13 protein-coding genes are annotated in these 18,572 nt (G+C 42.8%); all 13 read left to right on the forward strand.

The features are described from left to right. The first annotated feature begins 21 nt into the window (after positions 1–21). The 13 genes from H8716_RS12330 (at position 22) to H8716_RS12390 (ending at position 18,569) form a co-directional block, all read left to right on the forward strand. On the forward strand, positions 22–540 hold the full coding sequence (locus H8716_RS12330; protein WP_249309206.1) for a nucleoside recognition domain-containing protein: 519 nt from the start codon (positions 22–24) through the stop codon (positions 538–540). A 72-nt stretch (positions 541–612) separates the two neighbouring features. Beyond that, the gene (locus tag H8716_RS12335; protein ID WP_249309208.1) at positions 613–2,355 is read left to right on the forward strand and encodes a sensor histidine kinase; all 1,743 of its coding nucleotides are present in this window, start codon (positions 613–615) and stop codon (positions 2,353–2,355) included. A 2-nt stretch (positions 2,356–2,357) separates the two neighbouring features. Beyond that, positions 2,358–3,944, forward strand: coding sequence for a response regulator (locus tag H8716_RS12340; RefSeq protein WP_249309210.1), 1,587 nt, complete (start codon positions 2,358–2,360; stop codon positions 3,942–3,944). Positions 3,945–4,125: 181 nt separating this feature from the next. Then, positions 4,126–5,394 (forward strand): ABC transporter substrate-binding protein, encoded by a 1,269-nt coding sequence (locus H8716_RS12345; protein WP_249309212.1) that lies wholly within the window; start codon positions 4,126–4,128, stop codon positions 5,392–5,394. Positions 5,395–5,500: 106 nt separating this feature from the next. Then, on the forward strand, positions 5,501–6,385 hold the full coding sequence (locus tag H8716_RS12350; RefSeq protein WP_249309214.1) for a carbohydrate ABC transporter permease: 885 nt from the start codon (positions 5,501–5,503) through the stop codon (positions 6,383–6,385). Between the two features lie 18 nt (positions 6,386–6,403). Beyond that, positions 6,404–7,243: a carbohydrate ABC transporter permease gene (locus H8716_RS12355; RefSeq protein ID WP_249309215.1), complete on the forward strand. Its 840-nt coding sequence runs from the start codon at positions 6,404–6,406 to the stop codon at positions 7,241–7,243. 4 nt (positions 7,244–7,247) lie between these two features. After that, complete coding sequence (locus tag H8716_RS12360) at positions 7,248–8,885, forward strand: glycoside hydrolase family 43 protein (RefSeq protein WP_330606614.1); 1,638 nt, start codon at positions 7,248–7,250, stop codon at positions 8,883–8,885. Positions 8,886–9,570: 685 nt separating this feature from the next. Next, positions 9,571–12,015, forward strand: a complete 2,445-nt coding sequence (locus tag H8716_RS12365) for a hypothetical protein (protein WP_249309217.1) — start codon at positions 9,571–9,573, stop codon at positions 12,013–12,015. A gap of 303 nt (positions 12,016–12,318) precedes the next feature. Next, positions 12,319–12,900 (forward strand): TetR/AcrR family transcriptional regulator, encoded by a 582-nt coding sequence (locus tag H8716_RS12370; RefSeq protein WP_249309218.1) that lies wholly within the window; start codon positions 12,319–12,321, stop codon positions 12,898–12,900. A gap of 20 nt (positions 12,901–12,920) precedes the next feature. Next, positions 12,921–15,026 carry a 1,4-alpha-glucan branching protein GlgB gene (gene glgB / locus H8716_RS12375; RefSeq protein ID WP_249309220.1) on the forward strand — a complete coding sequence of 702 codons (2,106 nt, stop codon included), beginning with the start codon at positions 12,921–12,923 and terminating at the stop codon, positions 15,024–15,026. Next, entirely contained in the window at positions 15,023–16,807 is a 1,785-nt protein-coding gene (locus tag H8716_RS12380; RefSeq protein ID WP_249309222.1) for an Ig-like domain-containing protein, read from the forward strand. The genes glgB and H8716_RS12380 overlap by 4 nt, the downstream gene beginning before the upstream one ends. 109 nt (positions 16,808–16,916) lie before the next feature. After that, complete coding sequence (locus H8716_RS12385; protein ID WP_249309224.1) at positions 16,917–17,921, forward strand: hypothetical protein; 1,005 nt, start codon at positions 16,917–16,919, stop codon at positions 17,919–17,921. A 144-nt stretch (positions 17,922–18,065) separates the two neighbouring features. After that, positions 18,066–18,569 (forward strand): RNA polymerase sigma factor, encoded by a 504-nt coding sequence (locus H8716_RS12390; protein ID WP_249309226.1) that lies wholly within the window; start codon positions 18,066–18,068, stop codon positions 18,567–18,569. The last annotated feature ends 3 nt before the right edge of the window (positions 18,570–18,572 follow it).

Consider the following 18,572-nt stretch of genomic DNA (forward strand, 5'->3'; position numbering starts at 1 on the left):
AAGTGGTGTTTCGGGTGTTTTATGTGGATAACAGAATATCTTTCCGTAATTGTCATACCAGTCATTGTGGCAGTGATTGTTGGAAATGGCACATTAAAAAAAGTCAGTGTTTTTGAGATTTTTCAGATAGGAGCAAAAAAGGGACTCTGGACAGCCGCAGAACTGATCCCTACATGGATTGGTCTTCTGACAGCAATTGGAGTCCTGCGGTCTTCCGGACTCTTAGAGAAGATAACAGAAATCCTGCAAAAATGCTTTTCATTTACCGGAATTCCCACGGAGATATTCCCGGTATTACTGGTTCGGCTTTTTTCATCCAGTGCAGCAACGGGACTGACGTTGGACCTGTTCCGGCAGTATGGACCAGATTCCAGGATCGGACTGATGGCATCGGTGTTTATGAGCTGTACAGAGACTGTATTCTATACCATGGGAGTCTATTTTGCAGCAGTAAAGATTAAAAAAGGGAGATATACCGTAAAAGGGGCACTGATTGCAACGGCTGTGGGGATACTGGCAACCATGTTTTTGGTCATGTAGGAAGAAGATTGCCATTCTGAAAAAAATCTCCTAAAATAGGATTAGGAAAATATGAGACTGGAGAGATACAGGATGATAAAGGCAATACGAAAAAAATACTACAGCAATTCTATACATACCAATCTTTTTACCATATCACTGTTATTGTTTCTGATAGTTATGGTTCCGACTATGCTGTTTACCAACTATTACAATAATCATAAAAACAGAATACAGTTTCAAAGCATGGCGACGAGTAATCTGGATCTGAGCTATAAAGCAATGGTTCCGGTTCTGGAAGGAGCAAGTAAGGTGTCATTTTCTGTGCTGGGAAATACGACAGTACAGAATGCGTTGTCAACCGCATGGACGTCTCCGCAGAGAGAGGTTGCGGTAGAAGATATTTTATATAATCTCTGTTCTGCATCACCGTTTCGTCTGTCAGCATATTTATATGATTTTTCAGGACACCATTATTCTTCAGAATATTCGAATCGAAAGCATCTGCTTTATACAGATATCACATCCCTCCCCTGCTATCAGAAGGTATGGGACGCAGAAGGAAAACCAATGGTTTTTAATGCAAAAGAAATATATAACAATACAGAAGGTCTGTCAGTTGTTCGAATCATAAAAGATCTGAATACATTGGAAGATAAAGGTCTTCTGGTTGTGAATATTGAGATGGAAAATCTGATAAATGTTTTTACAGATGATAAAGTGCTTCACAGCCAGGGATTTATATTGGATGCGCAGGAGAATAATATTTTAGGGGAGGATATCGCTCAAGCAGCAGATTATATACAAAAAAGTACTGCAGAAAAAGAAACTATAATTTTGAGAGGAAAAAAGGAAAAACAGATTCTGTCTTTTCGAATACTTCCAGAGTGGAATCTTGTCATAGGATCCGTTGGACAGATGCCACAGACCGGTATGATGGAAGCAATACCTGGAATTGTTCTTACACTTTTTCTGAGTGTGACAATGATCTGGATTGGCATTTTATTTGTATCTCATTCGCTTGCAAAGCCGATCACGACACTGGCAAATAAAATGAGTTCCTTCGCACCCGGAGCTTATTCTGAAATAGAGACCAGGTTTTCAGAGTCAAATGAGATAGGACGTCTGGCAAAGTGCTACAATGAGATGGCAAAAGAAATTTCGGATTTGATGAAGCAGGAGATTGCTGCAGAAAAGCACCGGAAACATCTGGAACTGAATTTACTTCAGAATCAGTTCAAACCTCATTTTTTGTATAACACACTTGATCATGCGAGAGTGTTGGTGCTCTCAGGAGACACACAGAATGCAGGACGTCTTTTGCAGGCAATGGGAATCTATTATAAGACAATTTTAAGTAAAGGAAGAACGACTATTTCCATTTCCGATGAGGTAAATACCATTCATCAGTACATAAAAATACTGTCTTTTGCAGGAGAACTCGGCTATGAGATGGAGTATGAGATAGATGAGTCGGTGAAAAATCTGGAAATACTGAAATTCATTTTGCAACCATTAGTGGAAAACAGCATCAAGCACGGTGTGTATGGACTGGATGACGGTATCATCCGAATTGCATTTCATCTGCTGGAGGATGACACGCTTGTGATACGGGTGTCAGATAATGGACGTGGAATGCAGGAAGAACAGAAACAGGAGCTGCTGGAGGCATCCTTCCATAGCTCTTCGAAGAGCTTTGGACTTGCGGCGACACTGGAACGGCTCAGGCTATTCTATGGTGAGGCGTGTAAAATCAATATATTTGATAATGATCCGGGGCTTAAAATAGAGATTAAAATCAGTGAATTTACGAAAAATGAAAAAGGGGAATCATAGAAGTGGCAGCAAAATTAAAATTGTTTATCATTGATGATGAGGCACATATCAGAACACTTTTAAAGTTTATCGTAGACTGGGAAAGTCTGGGAATTGAGATCTGCGGGGAGGCATCCTGTGCAGAAGAAGGACTTCAGCTTCTGGATGAATTACAGCCAAATATCGTTTTTTCGGATATCTGCATGGACTATATGGACGGAATAGAATTCTGCAGAATTGCAAAGAAAAAGTATCCATATATTCGAATGGTGTTGTTATCCGGTCACAGTGTATTTGATTATGCGTCAAGAGGAATTGAGGCAGGTGTATCGGCATATTTACTGAAGCCTCTGGAAGAAGAAAAAATTATAGAAACAGTTCAGAAGATAAAAGAAGAAATCTGCAACGAGCAGAAAAAGGAAAAAGAATATCAGGAAACAAAAGACTATCTGGAAGAAAACAAAACATTTCTGATTGCCAACAGCCTGAACGCGTTATTGCAGCCAAACTGCAATCTGGAAAATATACTGAAGCAGTTAAACTGGTTTGATGTTTCTTTTTCTAATTCCTTTTTTCAGATTATATTGTTTGAACTTCACATTACAGACGGAGATCCGTTCTTAATATCATCTGCCTGTGGAAAACTGTTGGAAAAGCAGCTGGTGGGAATTGATCATCTGTATTTATTCCATGATCTGAATTACTGTAATGTATTGTTATCCAACAATCCGCAGTTTGATCTCCTGCCGGTGCTGGAAGAGATCAAAGTATTGTTTATGGAACAGATGAACTGCCCTTTTACCATTGGAGTCGGACAGCCGGGAAATACATTAAAAAGTGTTAGCAGATCTTTTCAGAGTGCCAAGGATGCGGTGCATTACAGAACAATACTTGGAAACAACCAGATCATTCAGTACAGCTATGTATGGTCAGGGGAGGCGGACGCAGCATTTTCTCTGGAAGAAGCTGTATCCGGGTTGTTTCAGGAGATAAAAGCCGGAAGACTTTCCGGTGCGTTTGAGATTATAGAAAACTGCATGGAAAATCAGATATCCATGGATAGTTCAGATATTGTGCCGGTTCGGGTTATGGTATCTACGATTGTAAATCATCTGTCCAATTATCTGATTCAGAATGGACTGAGAGATACTGATACTTTCGAATATTGTATGAAGGCACAGGAGAGAGTGTTCCGTCTTGAAACAGCCAGCGAATTAAAAAATATGACAAAGAATCTGACTCATTCTGTGCTGGATGCTTTTTCCAGTGCAAGAAGTTCGCAAAATGGAAGTATTATGCAGGAGATACTGAAATATCTGGAAGAGCATTATGCGGATCAGGAACTGTCACTGACTTCCACAGCACAGAGATTCTATCTGAATTCCAGTTATTTAAGCAGATTATTCCGTCAGAGGAATGAGATCACTTTTTCAGGCTATCTGACAAATCTCCGTCTGAAAAAAGCAGGGGAAATGCTTCTGGATACGAATTTAAGAGCCTATGAGATCAGTGAAAAAGTAGGATTTCGTGATGCAAAATATTTCAGCTCCAGTTTCCGCAAATTTTATGGGATGACAACTAATGAATACCGTGTCATCCATGCAAGGTAAAAGAAACAGAAAAAAGTAAAAAAAATCGAAGAAAGACGAAAGAATCTCACAAAGATGAGAGCAGAAAGGTAAAAATAACGGAATAAAGAGTGGCTTTATTCCGTTTATAAAGAGACTGTTTTTCGCTATACTGAGTACATCAGATGAGAGATAAGAACCTGAAAAGTGGGAGGAAGCGAAAATGAAAAAAAGAGTAGTTGCATTATGTACAATAGCAGCACTGGCTATGGGATCAATGAGTGTTACGGCACTGGCAGATGATGCTGAGAAGATTACCATTTCCATGTGGCATACATGGCCGGAAGGAAATGGAGGAACTGCAGCAGCATTTGCAAAAACAATGGAACAGGTGCAGGAAAAGTTCCCAGAGGTAGAATTTGTGATGGATGCAGTAGCAGATTCTGGAGATTCCTATAAGACAAAACTGAAAACTGCAGCAGCAGGAAATGAACTGCCGGATATTTTCTACACATGGGGTGGCGGATTTTCCGAGACATGGGTAGACGCAGGAAAGGTGCTTTGTCTGGATGATTATACATCCGATGAGACGAAGGACAAGTTCATCTCAGGTTCCGACGCATTCTTTACCTATGATGAAAAACTGTATGGTTATCCGCTGAGAACCAATGTGGGTGTACTTTACTGCAACAAGGCAATGTTTGATGAGGCAGGAATTGAAATCCCTACTACATTTGATGAACTGCTGGACGCAGTAAAAGCATTCAATGAACAGGGAACCGTACCATTTGCCCTTGGCGGAAAGAATCCGGCTGATATTGCATGGTGGACTGATCAGCTGACACAGAGAACAGCAGGAGCAGATTATGTGAATCAGATTCTGAATGGAGAAGCAACCTATGATACAGAAGCTGATCTTCAGGCAGCAGAGCTGTTTAAAGAACTGGTAGATGCAGGTGCCTTTGATGCAGGAGCAGCATCTACAAGCCGTGATGAAGCTTATACATTATTTGCGTCCGGTTTATATCCAATGTATTTCTGCGGAAGCTGGTACTGTGCAAATGTGATGGATTCCGAGGTGAAGGATGATGTAATAGTTGTAAACTTCCCGGCAGTTGATGGTGCAGCCGGAGCCGCAACAGAATTCCTTGGCGGTGCTGATCAGACATTTATGATTAACAGCGAGGTAGAAAATCCGGAAAAAGTAGTAGAAGTATATGCATATATGTGTGAAACACTTTCTGAAAATGTATTCCTTGGCGGCGCAGGTCTTCCGGCATGGAAAACAGATGTGGACGTAAGCCAGATTGAGAATACATTACTGGTATCTGTTTATGATCTGTATAAAGATTGCAGCGGTATTAATCTGTGGTGGGATAATGCACTTCTTGCGGAACAGGCAACAGAACATTTGGATACAGCATCAAAGTTGTTCTTGGGTAATATTACACCGGAAGAATATGTATCTATGAATACAGAAATTATGCAGTAAGAACTGGCAGGTTAGATATCCGTGATACATATGGGTATTTAACCTGCTAAAATTATGCCTTTTTATAGAAATGGGAAGCAAGTGTATTGCAGAAAGAGGAGCGCATATGAATAAAATGTTGAGTAACAAGAAAGCAATTACATTGTTTATACTGCCGGAACTGATTATCTTCCTTTTTGTAGTAGTATCTTCGATTGTAATGTCTTTTCATTATAGTTTGTATTCCTGGGATGGAATCTCAGAAAAAATATTTGTGGGTCTTGGAAATTATAAATCCCTGTTTATCGGAAATACAGATGGATTTTTAAAAGCAGTAATAAATCCATTGATTTTGGCGGCAATGTCACTGGTGATACAATTGGTACTGGCGCTGGTACTGGCAATTATCCTGGCAAGAGGAATAAAAGGAGAAGCCTTTTTCCGAACAGCCTTTTTTATTCCGGTCTTATTTTCTTCCGTAGTAATGGGACAGTTATGGAGCATGATCTATAATCCAAATTACGGATTGTTAAATGCTATCCTTTCCAAACTCGGTATATTACAGACAAAGATCGCCTGGCTGGGAAATATGGATACTGCACTGATTTGTGTATTTATTGCTATGATCTGGAAGTATGTGGGATATTACATGCTTCTGTTATATTCCTCTATTAAACGAATCCCGGCGGATGTATTCGAGGCAGCAGAGATTGACGGAGCAACCAGACTGCAGGTGGCAACGAAAGTGATTATTCCGTTATCACTTCCGACAATTAAAACGACAGTTGTTATGATTGTAATCGGAGCGTTAAAAGCTTTTGATACCATCTATGTACTGACGAATGGTGGTCCTGATCATGCAACTGAAGTAACAAGTACGTTAATGTATACGACTATTTTTAAGAAGAATCTGTATGGTTATGGAAGTTCTATGGCAATCTTCATTGTAGTGGAATGTCTGATCTTTACCATTCTTTTGAACAAATGGAAACCAACACAGTATACATATTAACAGCGTGAGGTGATGAAAATGAAAAACAGACAGGCAATCAGGCCGGCGAGAGTCGTAGTATTTATTGCATTATGTATTTATGCAGTGGTACAGTTGTATCCACTATTCTGGTTAATCATGTTTTCCCTGAAAGATAATAAACAGATTTTCGGTGGGAACGCACTGGGACTTCCAAAACCGTGGGTATTTGAAAACTATGTAGTAGCGTTTAAGAATGCAAAAGTCGGAACTTATTTATTCAACAGCATTATTGTAACCGGATTGAGTATTTTCTTTGTAATCCTTTTATCCACTATGGCTTCTTATGCAATTGCCAGATTAAGATGGAAATACAGCAATGCTTTTTTATTGTTTATTACTACCGGTATGATGATTCCGGTTCACGCATCTTTGCTCCCATTGTTTTTGAACTTCAGCAAGCTGGGAATTCTGAATACAAGGGCGTCATTGATTATTCCTTATGTGGGATTTGGACTGGCACTGGCAACCAATATTATGACTATGTTTTTTAAGTCGGTGCCGCTGGAACTGGAAGAGGCAGCCATCATAGACGGCTGTAACCTGAGACAGAATTTTACGTATGTTATGGTGCCTATGGTGAAACCTGCCATTACAACGGTTGCAATTTTTACTTATCTGGATACCTGGAATGAGCTGATGTTTGCCAATACCTTTATCAATAAAGCTGAATATAAAACACTTACCGTTGGTATTATGTCACTGGTAGGAGAATATGCCACAAGCTGGGGGCCAATTGGTGCAGGTCTGGTTATCGCAACCATTCCAAGTATCATTGGATATATGCTGGTAAGTAAGAAGCTTCCAGAATCCATATCCGCAGGAGCAGTAAAGGGGTGAGCGTATGTCTGATATGATTCAAAATCCAATTTTAACAGGATTTAATCCTGATCCATCCATACTTCGTGTAGGGTATGATTATTATATTGCAACATCCACATTTGAATGGTTTCCAGGGGTACAGATACATCATTCCAGAGATTTAAAGCATTGGGAGCTGATCTGTCATCCATTGGATGATCGGAAAAAACTGGATATGTTAGGTGTACCGGATTCCGGTGGAATCTATGCGCCGTGTCTGACTTATGATGACGGCCTGTTTTATCTTGTGTATACTAATGTAAAAAATCTGACTGGGCGGTTCTGGGATTGTTCCAATTATCTGGTTACGGCAGAGAACATTGAGGGACCGTGGTCCGATCCGGTTTATTTAAACGGAAGTGGTATTGATCCGTCGCTGTTTCATGATGAGGATGGAAGAAAATGGCTGGTAAATGTGGTACTCAGCCACAAAGATGGCGGAAAAGCCGGATTCCCATACTGGTCAGGAATTGCACTGACAGAATACAGTGCAAAAGAGAGAAAGTTGGTGGGAGAGAGCCACTATATTTTCCATGGCAGTAAAATAGGTACTACGGAAGGCCCTCATATTTATAAAAGAAATGGATATTATTATCTGCTTACGGCAGAAGGCGGAACCTTCTATAATCATGCTGTGACGATGGCGAGGGCGAAGCAGATCGAAGGGCCATATGAGATCGATCCGGAAAATCCGGTTATAACATCAAAATATGACTGCACACTGCCATTGCAGAGGACCGGTCATGCGGATCTGGTAGAGACGCCAAATGGCGAATGGTACATGGTACATCTCTGTGGAAGACCGCTTCCATCCAGGGGAAGATCTGTTATGGGAAGGGAAACGGCCATTCAGAAAGTGAAATGGAACGAAGAGGGATGGCTCCGTCTGGAAGATGGAAGCCATACCGCAAAGACAGAAGTGGCAATGCCGGTACTGCATGGAGGAACAGAAAAAGTACCGCAGGAAGATGCAATAGAAATCTGGAGAGATGATTTTGATCAGGAAAAGTGGAATGTACATTTACAGTCACTTCGTGTTCCGCTTACGGAAGATATGTATTCCCTGAAAGAAAGACCAGGATTTCTGCGTCTGTATGGACATGAATCATTGAGTTCCAAACACTATCAGAGTTTTCTGGCACGCCGGCAGCAGCATTTTTGTTATGAAGCAGAAACAAAAGTAGAGTTTGCACCAATATCTTTCCAGCAGATGGCAGGACTGGCATGCTTTTATGATACGATGAATTATTTTTATCTGTACGTCAGCTGTGATGAAAAGAAGCACAGAGTGGTGAATTTACTCAGCAATGATTTGAATAACTTTACCTATGCATTAAAGGAAGATATAGAAATACCGGAAAACGGAGCTGTTTATTTGAAAGTGAAAGTATCCTGGGCGTCAGCGCAGTTCAGCGTGTCTATGGACGGACAGAACTGGATACAGGTAGGAGATGTTCAGGATTACAGCAGACTTTCCGATGAATATTTTAAAGAAAGAGGAATAGAGCGCTTTACCGGAGCATTTGTCGGTATCTGCTGTCAGGATTTTACAGGCGAACATCGAGGGGCAGATTTTGACTGGTTTGAATACAGGGAAAAAATGAAACTGAATATATGTTAGTTCCAAAGTTCTGGCGTCCTGCCCAGTTGAAAATCGTAATTGGAAATTAAAGTTACAATATTGAGAAAAAAGTACTTCAGACAGTAGATGGATGGTATGGAGGATCAGGGATATTGGTTTGAGATAGCACATGTGAATAAATGCCTTAGAGAAGGATGAAAAGAATCTCCGCTTATGACATGGCAAGATACAAAAGATGTGTTAAAACAGTGTGACCGATTACGAAAAGACTGGGGGTTAAAATATCCACAGGAATAGTATTTTTATAAGAGTATCGTAAAATAACTGATGAGTCAGTTATGGAGTGATGCTCTTTTTCTTGTTTAAGTTAGAGTTATGGATAACCAAACAGCGGCACTGGGTGTGGCATATAAGGTAAGTGAATTTCATGTGAATCATAAAATTGCCAATATTTTATAATGCGAGGAAGGCTATGGTTTATGGCGAGCAGCAAAACGAATATAATCTGCGGTCATAACCATAGCCTTCCATGTATGAGAAAAGTGGTAAATTCATAATTTTATGTAATCACGTCCTTGGGGAGTGGAAAACGTTACATATTTGTAAAATAAAGGAATTGTGAGAAAAGTGTGAAAACATAGAGCGTTCCCTTTGACAAGGGTACATGACTATGATAGAATTGTTACAACTATGTTAAATAATAGATATAAGGGGTGCACAGAAAGTGGATAAATACGAATACCAGGCAAAACTGGAAGAAATAAAAAAGCTGGTAGACAAAGAGGAGTATGAAGAAGCAGCAGCTATTGCTGATACCATAGAATGGAAAAGAGTACGAAGTGTGCGTACGCTCTGTCTGGTGAGCGAGATCTATGAGATCGTGGGACGGGCAGAAGACAGCAAGAATATCTTATACCGTGCATACAGACGCTCACCATCCAGCAGACAGATATTATATCGTTTGACAGAAGCATGCGTACAGACACAGGATTTTGACGACGCAGTAGAATACTATACAGAATACGTAAATCTGGCTCCTCATGATAATAACAGATATATATTAAAATACGAGATTTATAAAGGAAGAGGCTCTTCTGTAGAAGAACAGATCCAGGTGCTGGAAGAACTGAAGAGTCAGGAATATACCGAGCAGTGGGCATATGAGCTGGCGAAGCTGTATGCAGAAGCAGGTATGATTGACAAGTGTATTGCGGAATGTGATGATCTTGCCCTTTGGTTCCATAATGGGGAATATGTGGTACAGGCTCTGGAATTAAAGAAGCAGTATGCGCCACTGACTCCGGAACAGCAGACGATTTATGATAACCCAAGCAGTATTGTGGACATGGAGACAAAAGAGGCAGCCATTGAGGCAGCAGTCCCTACACTGGATGAAGAGATTATGAAGGAGATGCCGAAGTCTGAAACAGAAGTCATTGCTGACAGTATTATGATGGATACGGAAAAAGAGATTGCGGCAGCGGTAACAGAACATAAAGAAGAGACTGAGCAGGCAGATGTAAAAGAGCCAGTCAGAGCAAAAGACTTCAATACGATTGAGATGCAGAATGAACTGGCAAACAGTATGAGACAGATCTTGTCAGGCATTCGGAAGGACAAGCCGGTAGCAGAACTGGAGAGCGCTCCGGTTATGGAACAGACAGCCGCAGCAAAAGAAGAAGAGGAAGAACAGATTGAAGGACAGATGTCTATTGATGATCTGCTAATTAATAATGTAAAAGAAGAGGCGCGGGAAGAAGTAGAAGAGGATGAGAAAGAAGCAGTTCCTGTTGTCTCAGCTCAGCCGGCAGCACAGGCACAGCCAGAGGCTCCTGTAGCACAGGAAGAGACTCCGGCTGTAAAAGCAGAGCCTGTTCAGGAAACAAAAGAGCCACAGCCATCATTCAGGCAGATGACAGAGCAGGATATTCTGGCGGCAGAGACAATTAATCTTTCTGAGAGCATCCGCAAGGAGATTGGCAACAAGGATCTGAGAACTTATGCAGTTGAACTTGCAGCAAGACAGAGGGAATTAAAGAATGAACAGCTTCAGGCACCGAAGATGGCAAAAGAACCGGTATTAAGAGAAGTGCCTGCAGCAGACCCGGTGCCTGTTAAAGAAGAAAAACCGGTACAGCCACAGATGACAGAACCGGTACAGCCACAGGTAACAGAACCGGTACAGCCACAGGTAACAGAACCAGTACAGCCACAGGCAGCAGAACCGGCACAGCCACAGGCAGCAGAACCGGCACAGCCACAGGCAACAGAACCGGCGCAGAATCAGCAGCAGGTACAGGAAGAAACGATTCAGGTACAGCCGCAGGAAGCGGCACAGCCAGAAGCAGTCCAGGAGGAACCACAACAGCCTAAGATTGATCCTATGAGTTATGTGAGAAACGGACTGGATGAGAAGGAAAAGAGTTTTCTTGGTTTCTGGAGCAACATTCGTGGTATGAATGCACAGGTGGACGAAGCAGTTACTCTGATTATGAGAAGTATTCTGGCTGATAAAACATCAGCTCATGGAAATGTACTTCTTGTTGGAGATGCCGGCAACGGACGAACCACACTGGCTCTTGGCATGGCACGCATCATTGGAAGATGTAAAGGACAGCAGACTGCAAAGGTTGCGAAGATCTATGCAGAAGACCTGAATAACAAAGATATCGCAGCGACAGTCAGCAAGATCGCAGGTGGCATTCTGATTATCGAAGAAGCAGGAGATCTTAGTGACAATGCAGCGGCACAGCTTTCTATGGCAATGAATTTCAAGACAGACGGGCTTGTAGTATTTCTGGAAGATGAGAGAAGATATCTTATGGATCTGCTTGGGCGCAATCCACAGCTTGCACAGAAGTTTGATATCACAATGAATGTACCGACACTGACAAATGACGAACTTGTCGAGTTCGGTAAATATTATGCACTCCAGAATGACTGTGCAATGGATGATACTGCGGTACTGACACTCTATGACGGAATCGGCATGCTTCAGAATGCAGAGCAGCCGGTAGCAATTCTGGATGTAAAAGAGATCATGGACAAGGCAATCAAAAAGGCCAACAAGTTCAGCCTTGGCAAGCTGTTCTCTACAGTATCCGGTAAGCGCTATGATAAGGAAGACCGTATCATTATCAAAGGCAAATATTTCGGAAAAATTAAATAGAACGGAAAACCTACACAAATAGATACCCTGTAAAAGAAGCGGAATGCTGATTTTATAAGGTATCTTTTTAATTCCCTTGACATAGAATATACCGTTCGGTATACTGGAAATGAAACAGAAAATAATGACTTGAACGCAGATAAGCATTCCACCGCTTCAAGTGCGCGGAGCACTAAGCGGCGGGTGAGGGGGATGCTTATGTCAGTGGGAGTTGAAAGCTACCACTGACAGATCGCGAAGCGACTGCGTTCATGAGCAAGTAGCGAAGCGGATTGCGAATGTCCGCTTTACACGGAGAAAAGAATGGACAATCGGGAGAAGATACTGAGATGTGCATTGGAACTGTTTTATCACAAGGGATACGATGCAGTCGGTATACAGGAGATCTGCCAGAGCGCAGGGATCACGAAGCCGACTCTGTATCATTATTTCGGAAGTAAATATGGCTTGTTGGAAGTACTTCTGGAGCATGAATTATCCGGATTTCTTTCCAGATTGTCGGAAAATGCACGATTTCAGAATGGAATAGAAGAATCACTGACAGCATTTGCAGGAACGTTGATTGATTTTGCCAATCAGAATCATCAGGCGTACATGTTGTTGATGGCGTTCAGCTATTCGGCAAAAGAGAATGAAGTATATGAGGCGGTAAGACCTTATATCACACAATTGTACAATCTTACGGTACAGTTATTTGAACAGGCATCCGGACAGCTTGGCAACATGAACGGACGACAGAATCAGTTTGCCATAGGATTCCTGGGTCTGATCAACCATTATATTTTATTTCTTGGTTATCAGGAGCCGGAAGATGGGAACATCACCGTATCAGAAGAAAAGAAAAGCAGTCTGATCCATCAGTTTATGCATGGGATCTGGACGTAATCAGAAAAGGGGGAAGAATCATGGAATTAAAAGAAGTGCGTATTGGAGAACTGGACCAGTATTTATTCGGACAGGGCACACATTATGATATTTACAAGAAACTGGGAGCACATGTTGCAACCAATGAAGGAAAAAAAGGTGTCTATTTTGCAGTATGGGCACCGCATGCAGCGCAGGTACACGTAGTTGGAGACTTCAATGACTGGGAAGAAAATGAAAAGTATGAGATGAGCTGCGTAGGCGGCATCGGTATCTACGAAGTTTTTGTGGAAGGTATCGGAGTGGGGGAACTGTACAAGTTCCTTATTACGACAAAAGATGGGAGGAAGCTGTACAAGGCTGACCCGTATGGCAATCAGGCGGAATTCCGTCCCGGGACTGCATCCAGAGTCACGGATATCAGCAAGCTGAAATGGGCAGATGCCAGATGGATCAAGGCCAGAGAGAAGAAGAATGTGGATGAGATGCCAATGGCAATCTACGAAGTACATCCGGGTTCCTGGAGAAAGCATCCTGCCACAGAAGAAGACCCGGACGGATTTTACAATTACCGTGAATTTGCCCATGAACTTACCGAATATGTGAAGGATATGGGATATACCCATGTAGAACTGATGGGTATTGCGGAGCATCCGTTTGATGGTTCCTGGGGATATCAGGTAATCGGTTATTATGCACCGACTGCCAGATATGGTACGCCGGAAGACTTTCAGTACATGGTGAATTACTTCCATAAGAATGGAATTGGTGTCATTCTGGACTGGGTACCGGCTCATTTCCCAAAGGATGCAGCAGGCCTTGCAGACTTTGACGGAGAAGCATTGTATGAGTATGCAGATCCGAGAAAAGGCGAACATCCGGACTGGGGAACCAAAGTATTCGATTATGCCAAGAACGAAGTGAAGAACTTCCTCATTGCCAATGCCTTATACTGGGTAGAACAGTTCCATATTGACGGACTGCGTGTGGATGCGGTAGCTTCCATGCTGTATCTGGATTACGGAAGAAGCGCAGGCAACTGGGTACCGAATATCTATGGTGAGAATAAGAATCTGGAAGCCATTGAGTTTTTCAAACATCTGAATACCGTTGTGACAGGAAGAAATCACGGTACTATGATCATTGCAGAGGAGTCCACTGCATGGCCGCGGGTAACCGGAAAACCGGAAGACGGCGGTCTGGGATTCACCATGAAGTGGAACATGGGATGGATGCATGATTTCCTGGACTATATGAAGCTGGATCCGTATTTCAGAAGCTATAACCATAACAAGATGACTTTCTCCATGACCTATGCATTTTCTGAAAAATATGTGCTGGTACTGTCTCATGACGAAGTGGTACATATGAAGGGATCCATGATCAATAAGATGCCGGGGGAATATGATGACAAGTTTGCCAACCTGAAGGCAGGATACAGTTTTATGCTGGGACATCCTGGTAAGAAGCTGTTGTTTATGGGACAGGATTTTGCACAGTTCCGTGAATGGAGCGAAGCAAGAGAACTGGACTGGTATCTTCTGGCAGAGGAGAAGCATGTACAGATGAAGAATTATGTGCGTGAGCTTCTGCATCTGTATCAGGATAGCCCTGCACTGTATCAGACAGATGACAACTGGAAAGGTTTTGAATGGATTAATGCAGATGACAGCGACCGCAGTATTTTCAGTTTTGTACGTCATTCTAAGGATGGTAAGAACAATCTGTTATTTGTGGTGAACTTCACACCGGTAGAGAGACCGGATTATCGTGTGGGCGTTCCACAGTCAGGCAGTTATAAACTGGTGCTGAACAGTGATGAGGCACGTTTCGGAGGAACCGGAACAAAGAGAGCAGCCAGCTATCGTTCCAGAAAGGGTGACTACGACGGTAAACCATATTCTATCGGATATAGTCTACCGGCTTATGGTGTGGCAGTATTTCAGTATGAAAAAAAGGAACCGGCAGCAAAAAAGCCTGCCGCCAGAAAGACTACAGCTAAGAAAAGCACAGCAGTAAAGAGCACAGAACCGGAAAAAGCAGAGACAGAAGCAAAGAAGACGGTTACAAAGAAAGCAACAACCCGTAAAAGTACAGCATCTGCAAAGACGGAACCGGCGAAGGAAAAAACAACATTCCAAAAATGAAAATACAGAATAAAATAAAAAACAGGTATCTCTGGATTCTGTCAGTACTGTTTTTCAGTCTGTTCTGTGGAGGACAGGCTGATGCACAGGAAATCAGTGCCACGCTGAATCAAAGTTATTCCAGTGGAGCGGCATATTATGGCAGCCAGCTTAGTACGAAAAATGAACGCAGAATCTATACAATTCTTGTGTCTCATAGCCGGAAGGGGAAAATCCTGGGGGCAGGAGTGCAGAGCAATGGTATTCTGGTTAATTTTGCCGATCAGATACCGGAAAATAATTCAAAGAAGCTTGAAGCATTAACGTCAGAGATCGGAAGAGCACTGGATGCTTTCCTGTTTGACTACAGTGAGAACTACTGGGTGAGAGGTTGTAAGTGTAATTTAATCATAAAGTCAGGACCTTCCCGGGTTACTGGGATCAGGATCTGGTTTACGGATGCTTATAATGGAATCCGGACAGACAAGGCAGAAGCTGACAGGCAGCTGAAGAATTTATATGCCGGGGTGAATGGGAAGAACAGGTATGAGATTGTAAAGGATGCCTATGAAGACATTAATCGTCTGGTGGAATATCCACCAGACAGTAAGGTTAATCATATGGTGTACCATACTGTTGTCAGCGGTCTGCTCAGTAAGTATGGGCATGAAGGTGTCTGTGAATGCTACGCCAGGCTGTTCCAGCTGGTATGTCAGAAAAAGGGGATTGCCTGTCTTCTGGTACAGGGAGGTTCTCAGGTATTAAATGGAGAAGTGTATACAGATCATATCTGGAACTATGTGCAGATGGAAGACGGAAAATGGTATCTGGTAGACTGTACATGGGGAGATGGCGGACGCCAGGCAAGTTCAACTTATTTTCTGGCGGGATCTTCTACAGCAGGACTGACTGGAAGGACGGTAGGGCAGGAACATATGCCAACTGGAAGATTTTCCAATATGAAGTATAAATCCTTCCATGCACCAAAGCTTTCAGCGACAGCTTACAAGTCAGGTGAGACACAGGCCGCAGCACCGAAGAAGGTGACTCTCAGTGCAGGAAGTATGAAGCTGACCACAGGTGGAAGCGAAGCTCTGACAGCTAAGATATCTCCTTCAGCTTTTCCGGTGGACGGTCTGACATGGAGCAGTTCCAATACCAAAGTCGCTGATGTAACTGTGATGGGAAGTGCCGGAAAAGTATACATTACAGGCAAGTCTGCAGGAACAGCGACCATTACGGTATCCTGGAAGAAGAAAACTCTGGCATCCTGCAAGGTAACCGTGTCGAAGAAAGCAGCGTCAGTGAAGTATAAGATCCGTCTGAATGCCGGCACACTGCCACTTCAGGTGAAAAAGAGTACCACGGCATTAAAAGTACTTTCCATTACAGCGGGTGATGGCATAAAGGAATGGAAATCTTCGAACACAGCTGTGGTAAAGGTGGATAAACGAACCGGAAAGCTGACAGCCAGAAAGCGGGGAACTGCGGTGATTACGGCAGTCAGCCGGAAAGGCGCCAAAGCGTCCTGCAAAGTAAAGGTGCAGAAGGGGCAGGTAACTACCGGGAAACTTTCCCTGAATAAAACATCTGTGGAACTGAAGAAGGGCGAGAGTATGGTTGTGAAGGTAAGCCGGATCCCGCTTACAGCAACGGATAAACTGACCTACAGGTCTTCGAATCCAAAGATTGCTTCTGTAAACGCAAAGGGAAAGATCACGGCAAGGAAAAAAGGAACCGTGACGATTACCGTCCGATCAGCAAAGGGTAAGACTGCAAAACTGAAAATAAAAGTAAAATAACAGTAACTGTTTAAGGTCTCACCGAGAAGGTACTGAACAGTTACAAATGATACAGCATAATGGCGGTATTTTGGCATATACTTACACAAACAAAAAAGGTGGGTAAGGTATGTCAGAATATCGCCATTTTATAGCATATATTTATGAGTATCAGAATGGAGACAAGAAGAAAAATACAGGATTTGTAAAGGTGAATATCCGAAACGGCATCTGCCGGATACAGATGAAGATCCAGACAGATTCAGGGAAGAATGGCACATATAGCATATATGGATTTGTCCATGAAGGCAACTGGATTTACGGTATTTCTGTGGGAACTGCAGTATTGAAAAAAGGACTGTGTGAGGGAGTGATGACCGTTCCGGAAGAAGTGTTCCGTCAGAAGGGATATACATTTGACCGGCTGAGCGGCCTGTGGGTACAGAAGACAGAAGAAACAGGCACGCCACAACAGGAATATTTCCTGACCATATGGGATGAGAGACGTGTTGACTGGAAACAATTCGTGACGGAACTTCCGGAAGAAGATAAGCAGGCTGGAGAGTCGAAGATGCAGTTGGAAGGTGAAGCAGATTCCGCAGTGAATTCGGCAGAACAGCCGGCAGGAAATATGGATTTTCCGGGAAATGTAACAGAATCGATGGAAGCGGCGGCAGGCAGTAAGCGAAATGAAGGGATACAGAGTACGGATGCGGCAGACGTAGAACAGAAAGTGGCAGTGCAGGAAGTGGCAGCGCAGGAAGTGGGAACCGTCGGAGAGACAGCCGACAGCCAGACCCGGCTGGACAGCAGATGGGCACAGTTCCGGTATCATTATCCACATACAGAACCTTTTGAGGATGGAGAGATCTTTGAATGTCTTCAGATTGCACCAAAAGATATTGCCTTCCTCGGAAACTATGAGAGAATGTTCTGCAGCAGTCCTTTTGTACAGCAGAAATATATGAAATATCATCATCTGCTTCTTGGAAAACATCAGGATGGAAGATATATACTGGCGGTGCCGGGACTAAACCGGAATGTGCAGGACCGGAATCTGGCGGCCATGTATGGATTCCCGGAATTCAAGAAAACGGAAGAGGAAAACGGATACTGGTATCATTTCCTAAACTGATTTTTATTGTTTGCAACAAAACGGGACAAAACAGACACTATATAAATGTAAGGATCAAAAAACTGAATTCCCTGTACAGGAATTATTTCAGAATGATCTACATGCATCTTTTGAATTCAAGGATCAGAGGAGAACAATACAGAGATGGAAAAAGCAACAGGGCTCGTGCGTCAGGCACGAAGAGGAAGTGCTTCGGCATTTGCCAGTCTGTATCAGGAATATTACCTGGATCTGTATCGGTTTGCTCTTTATACATTAAAGAACAGGCAGGATGCAGAGGATGTAGTCGGTGATACAGTGGCAGATGCCTGGGCGCAGATTGGCAGCCTGAAGAAGGTGGAGTCATTTAAATCCTGGATATTTAAGATACTTTCCAATAAATGCAGACAGAGACTGAAAGGTTATCTGGACAAAGCAGAAGAACTGCCGGAGGACTTAAGCGCACCGGTCAGGGATCACGACGAGGATGCAGATGTGCGTACGGCATTTGCCAGACTGGATGACGAAGAAAGACTGATTCTGTCAATGAATCTTTTTGGAGGGTATACCAGCAGAGAGATTGGAGAAGCACTTGGGATGAACGATAATACCGTCCGTTCCAGACAGAAGCGTGCACTGGAAAAAATGGCAGGATATTTGGGAAAGTAGGAG

The sequence above is a fragment of the Jingyaoa shaoxingensis genome (assembly GCF_014385005.1).
Lineage (GTDB): Bacteria > Bacillota > Clostridia > Lachnospirales > Lachnospiraceae > Marvinbryantia > Marvinbryantia shaoxingensis.

What these genes read in the sequence shown, in the direction of transcription:
- H8716_RS12330 (WP_249309206.1), top strand. Translation starts at nt 22, where the DNA reads ATGTGGATAACAGAATATCTTTCCGTAATTGTCATACCAGTCATTGTG.
- H8716_RS12335 (WP_249309208.1), top strand. Translation starts at nt 613, where the DNA reads ATGATAAAGGCAATACGAAAAAAATACTACAGCAATTCTATACATACC.
- H8716_RS12345 (WP_249309212.1), top strand. Translation starts at nt 4,126, where the DNA reads ATGAAAAAAAGAGTAGTTGCATTATGTACAATAGCAGCACTGGCTATG.
- H8716_RS12350 (WP_249309214.1), top strand. Translation starts at nt 5,501, where the DNA reads ATGAATAAAATGTTGAGTAACAAGAAAGCAATTACATTGTTTATACTG.
- H8716_RS12355 (WP_249309215.1), top strand. Translation starts at nt 6,404, where the DNA reads ATGAAAAACAGACAGGCAATCAGGCCGGCGAGAGTCGTAGTATTTATT.
- H8716_RS12360 (WP_330606614.1), top strand. Translation starts at nt 7,248, where the DNA reads ATGTCTGATATGATTCAAAATCCAATTTTAACAGGATTTAATCCTGAT.
- H8716_RS12370 (WP_249309218.1), top strand. Translation starts at nt 12,319, where the DNA reads ATGGACAATCGGGAGAAGATACTGAGATGTGCATTGGAACTGTTTTAT.
- glgB (WP_249309220.1), top strand. Translation starts at nt 12,921, where the DNA reads ATGGAATTAAAAGAAGTGCGTATTGGAGAACTGGACCAGTATTTATTC.
- H8716_RS12380 (WP_249309222.1), top strand. Translation starts at nt 15,023, where the DNA reads ATGAAAATACAGAATAAAATAAAAAACAGGTATCTCTGGATTCTGTCA.
- H8716_RS12385 (WP_249309224.1), top strand. Translation starts at nt 16,917, where the DNA reads ATGTCAGAATATCGCCATTTTATAGCATATATTTATGAGTATCAGAAT.
- H8716_RS12390 (WP_249309226.1), top strand. Translation starts at nt 18,066, where the DNA reads ATGGAAAAAGCAACAGGGCTCGTGCGTCAGGCACGAAGAGGAAGTGCT.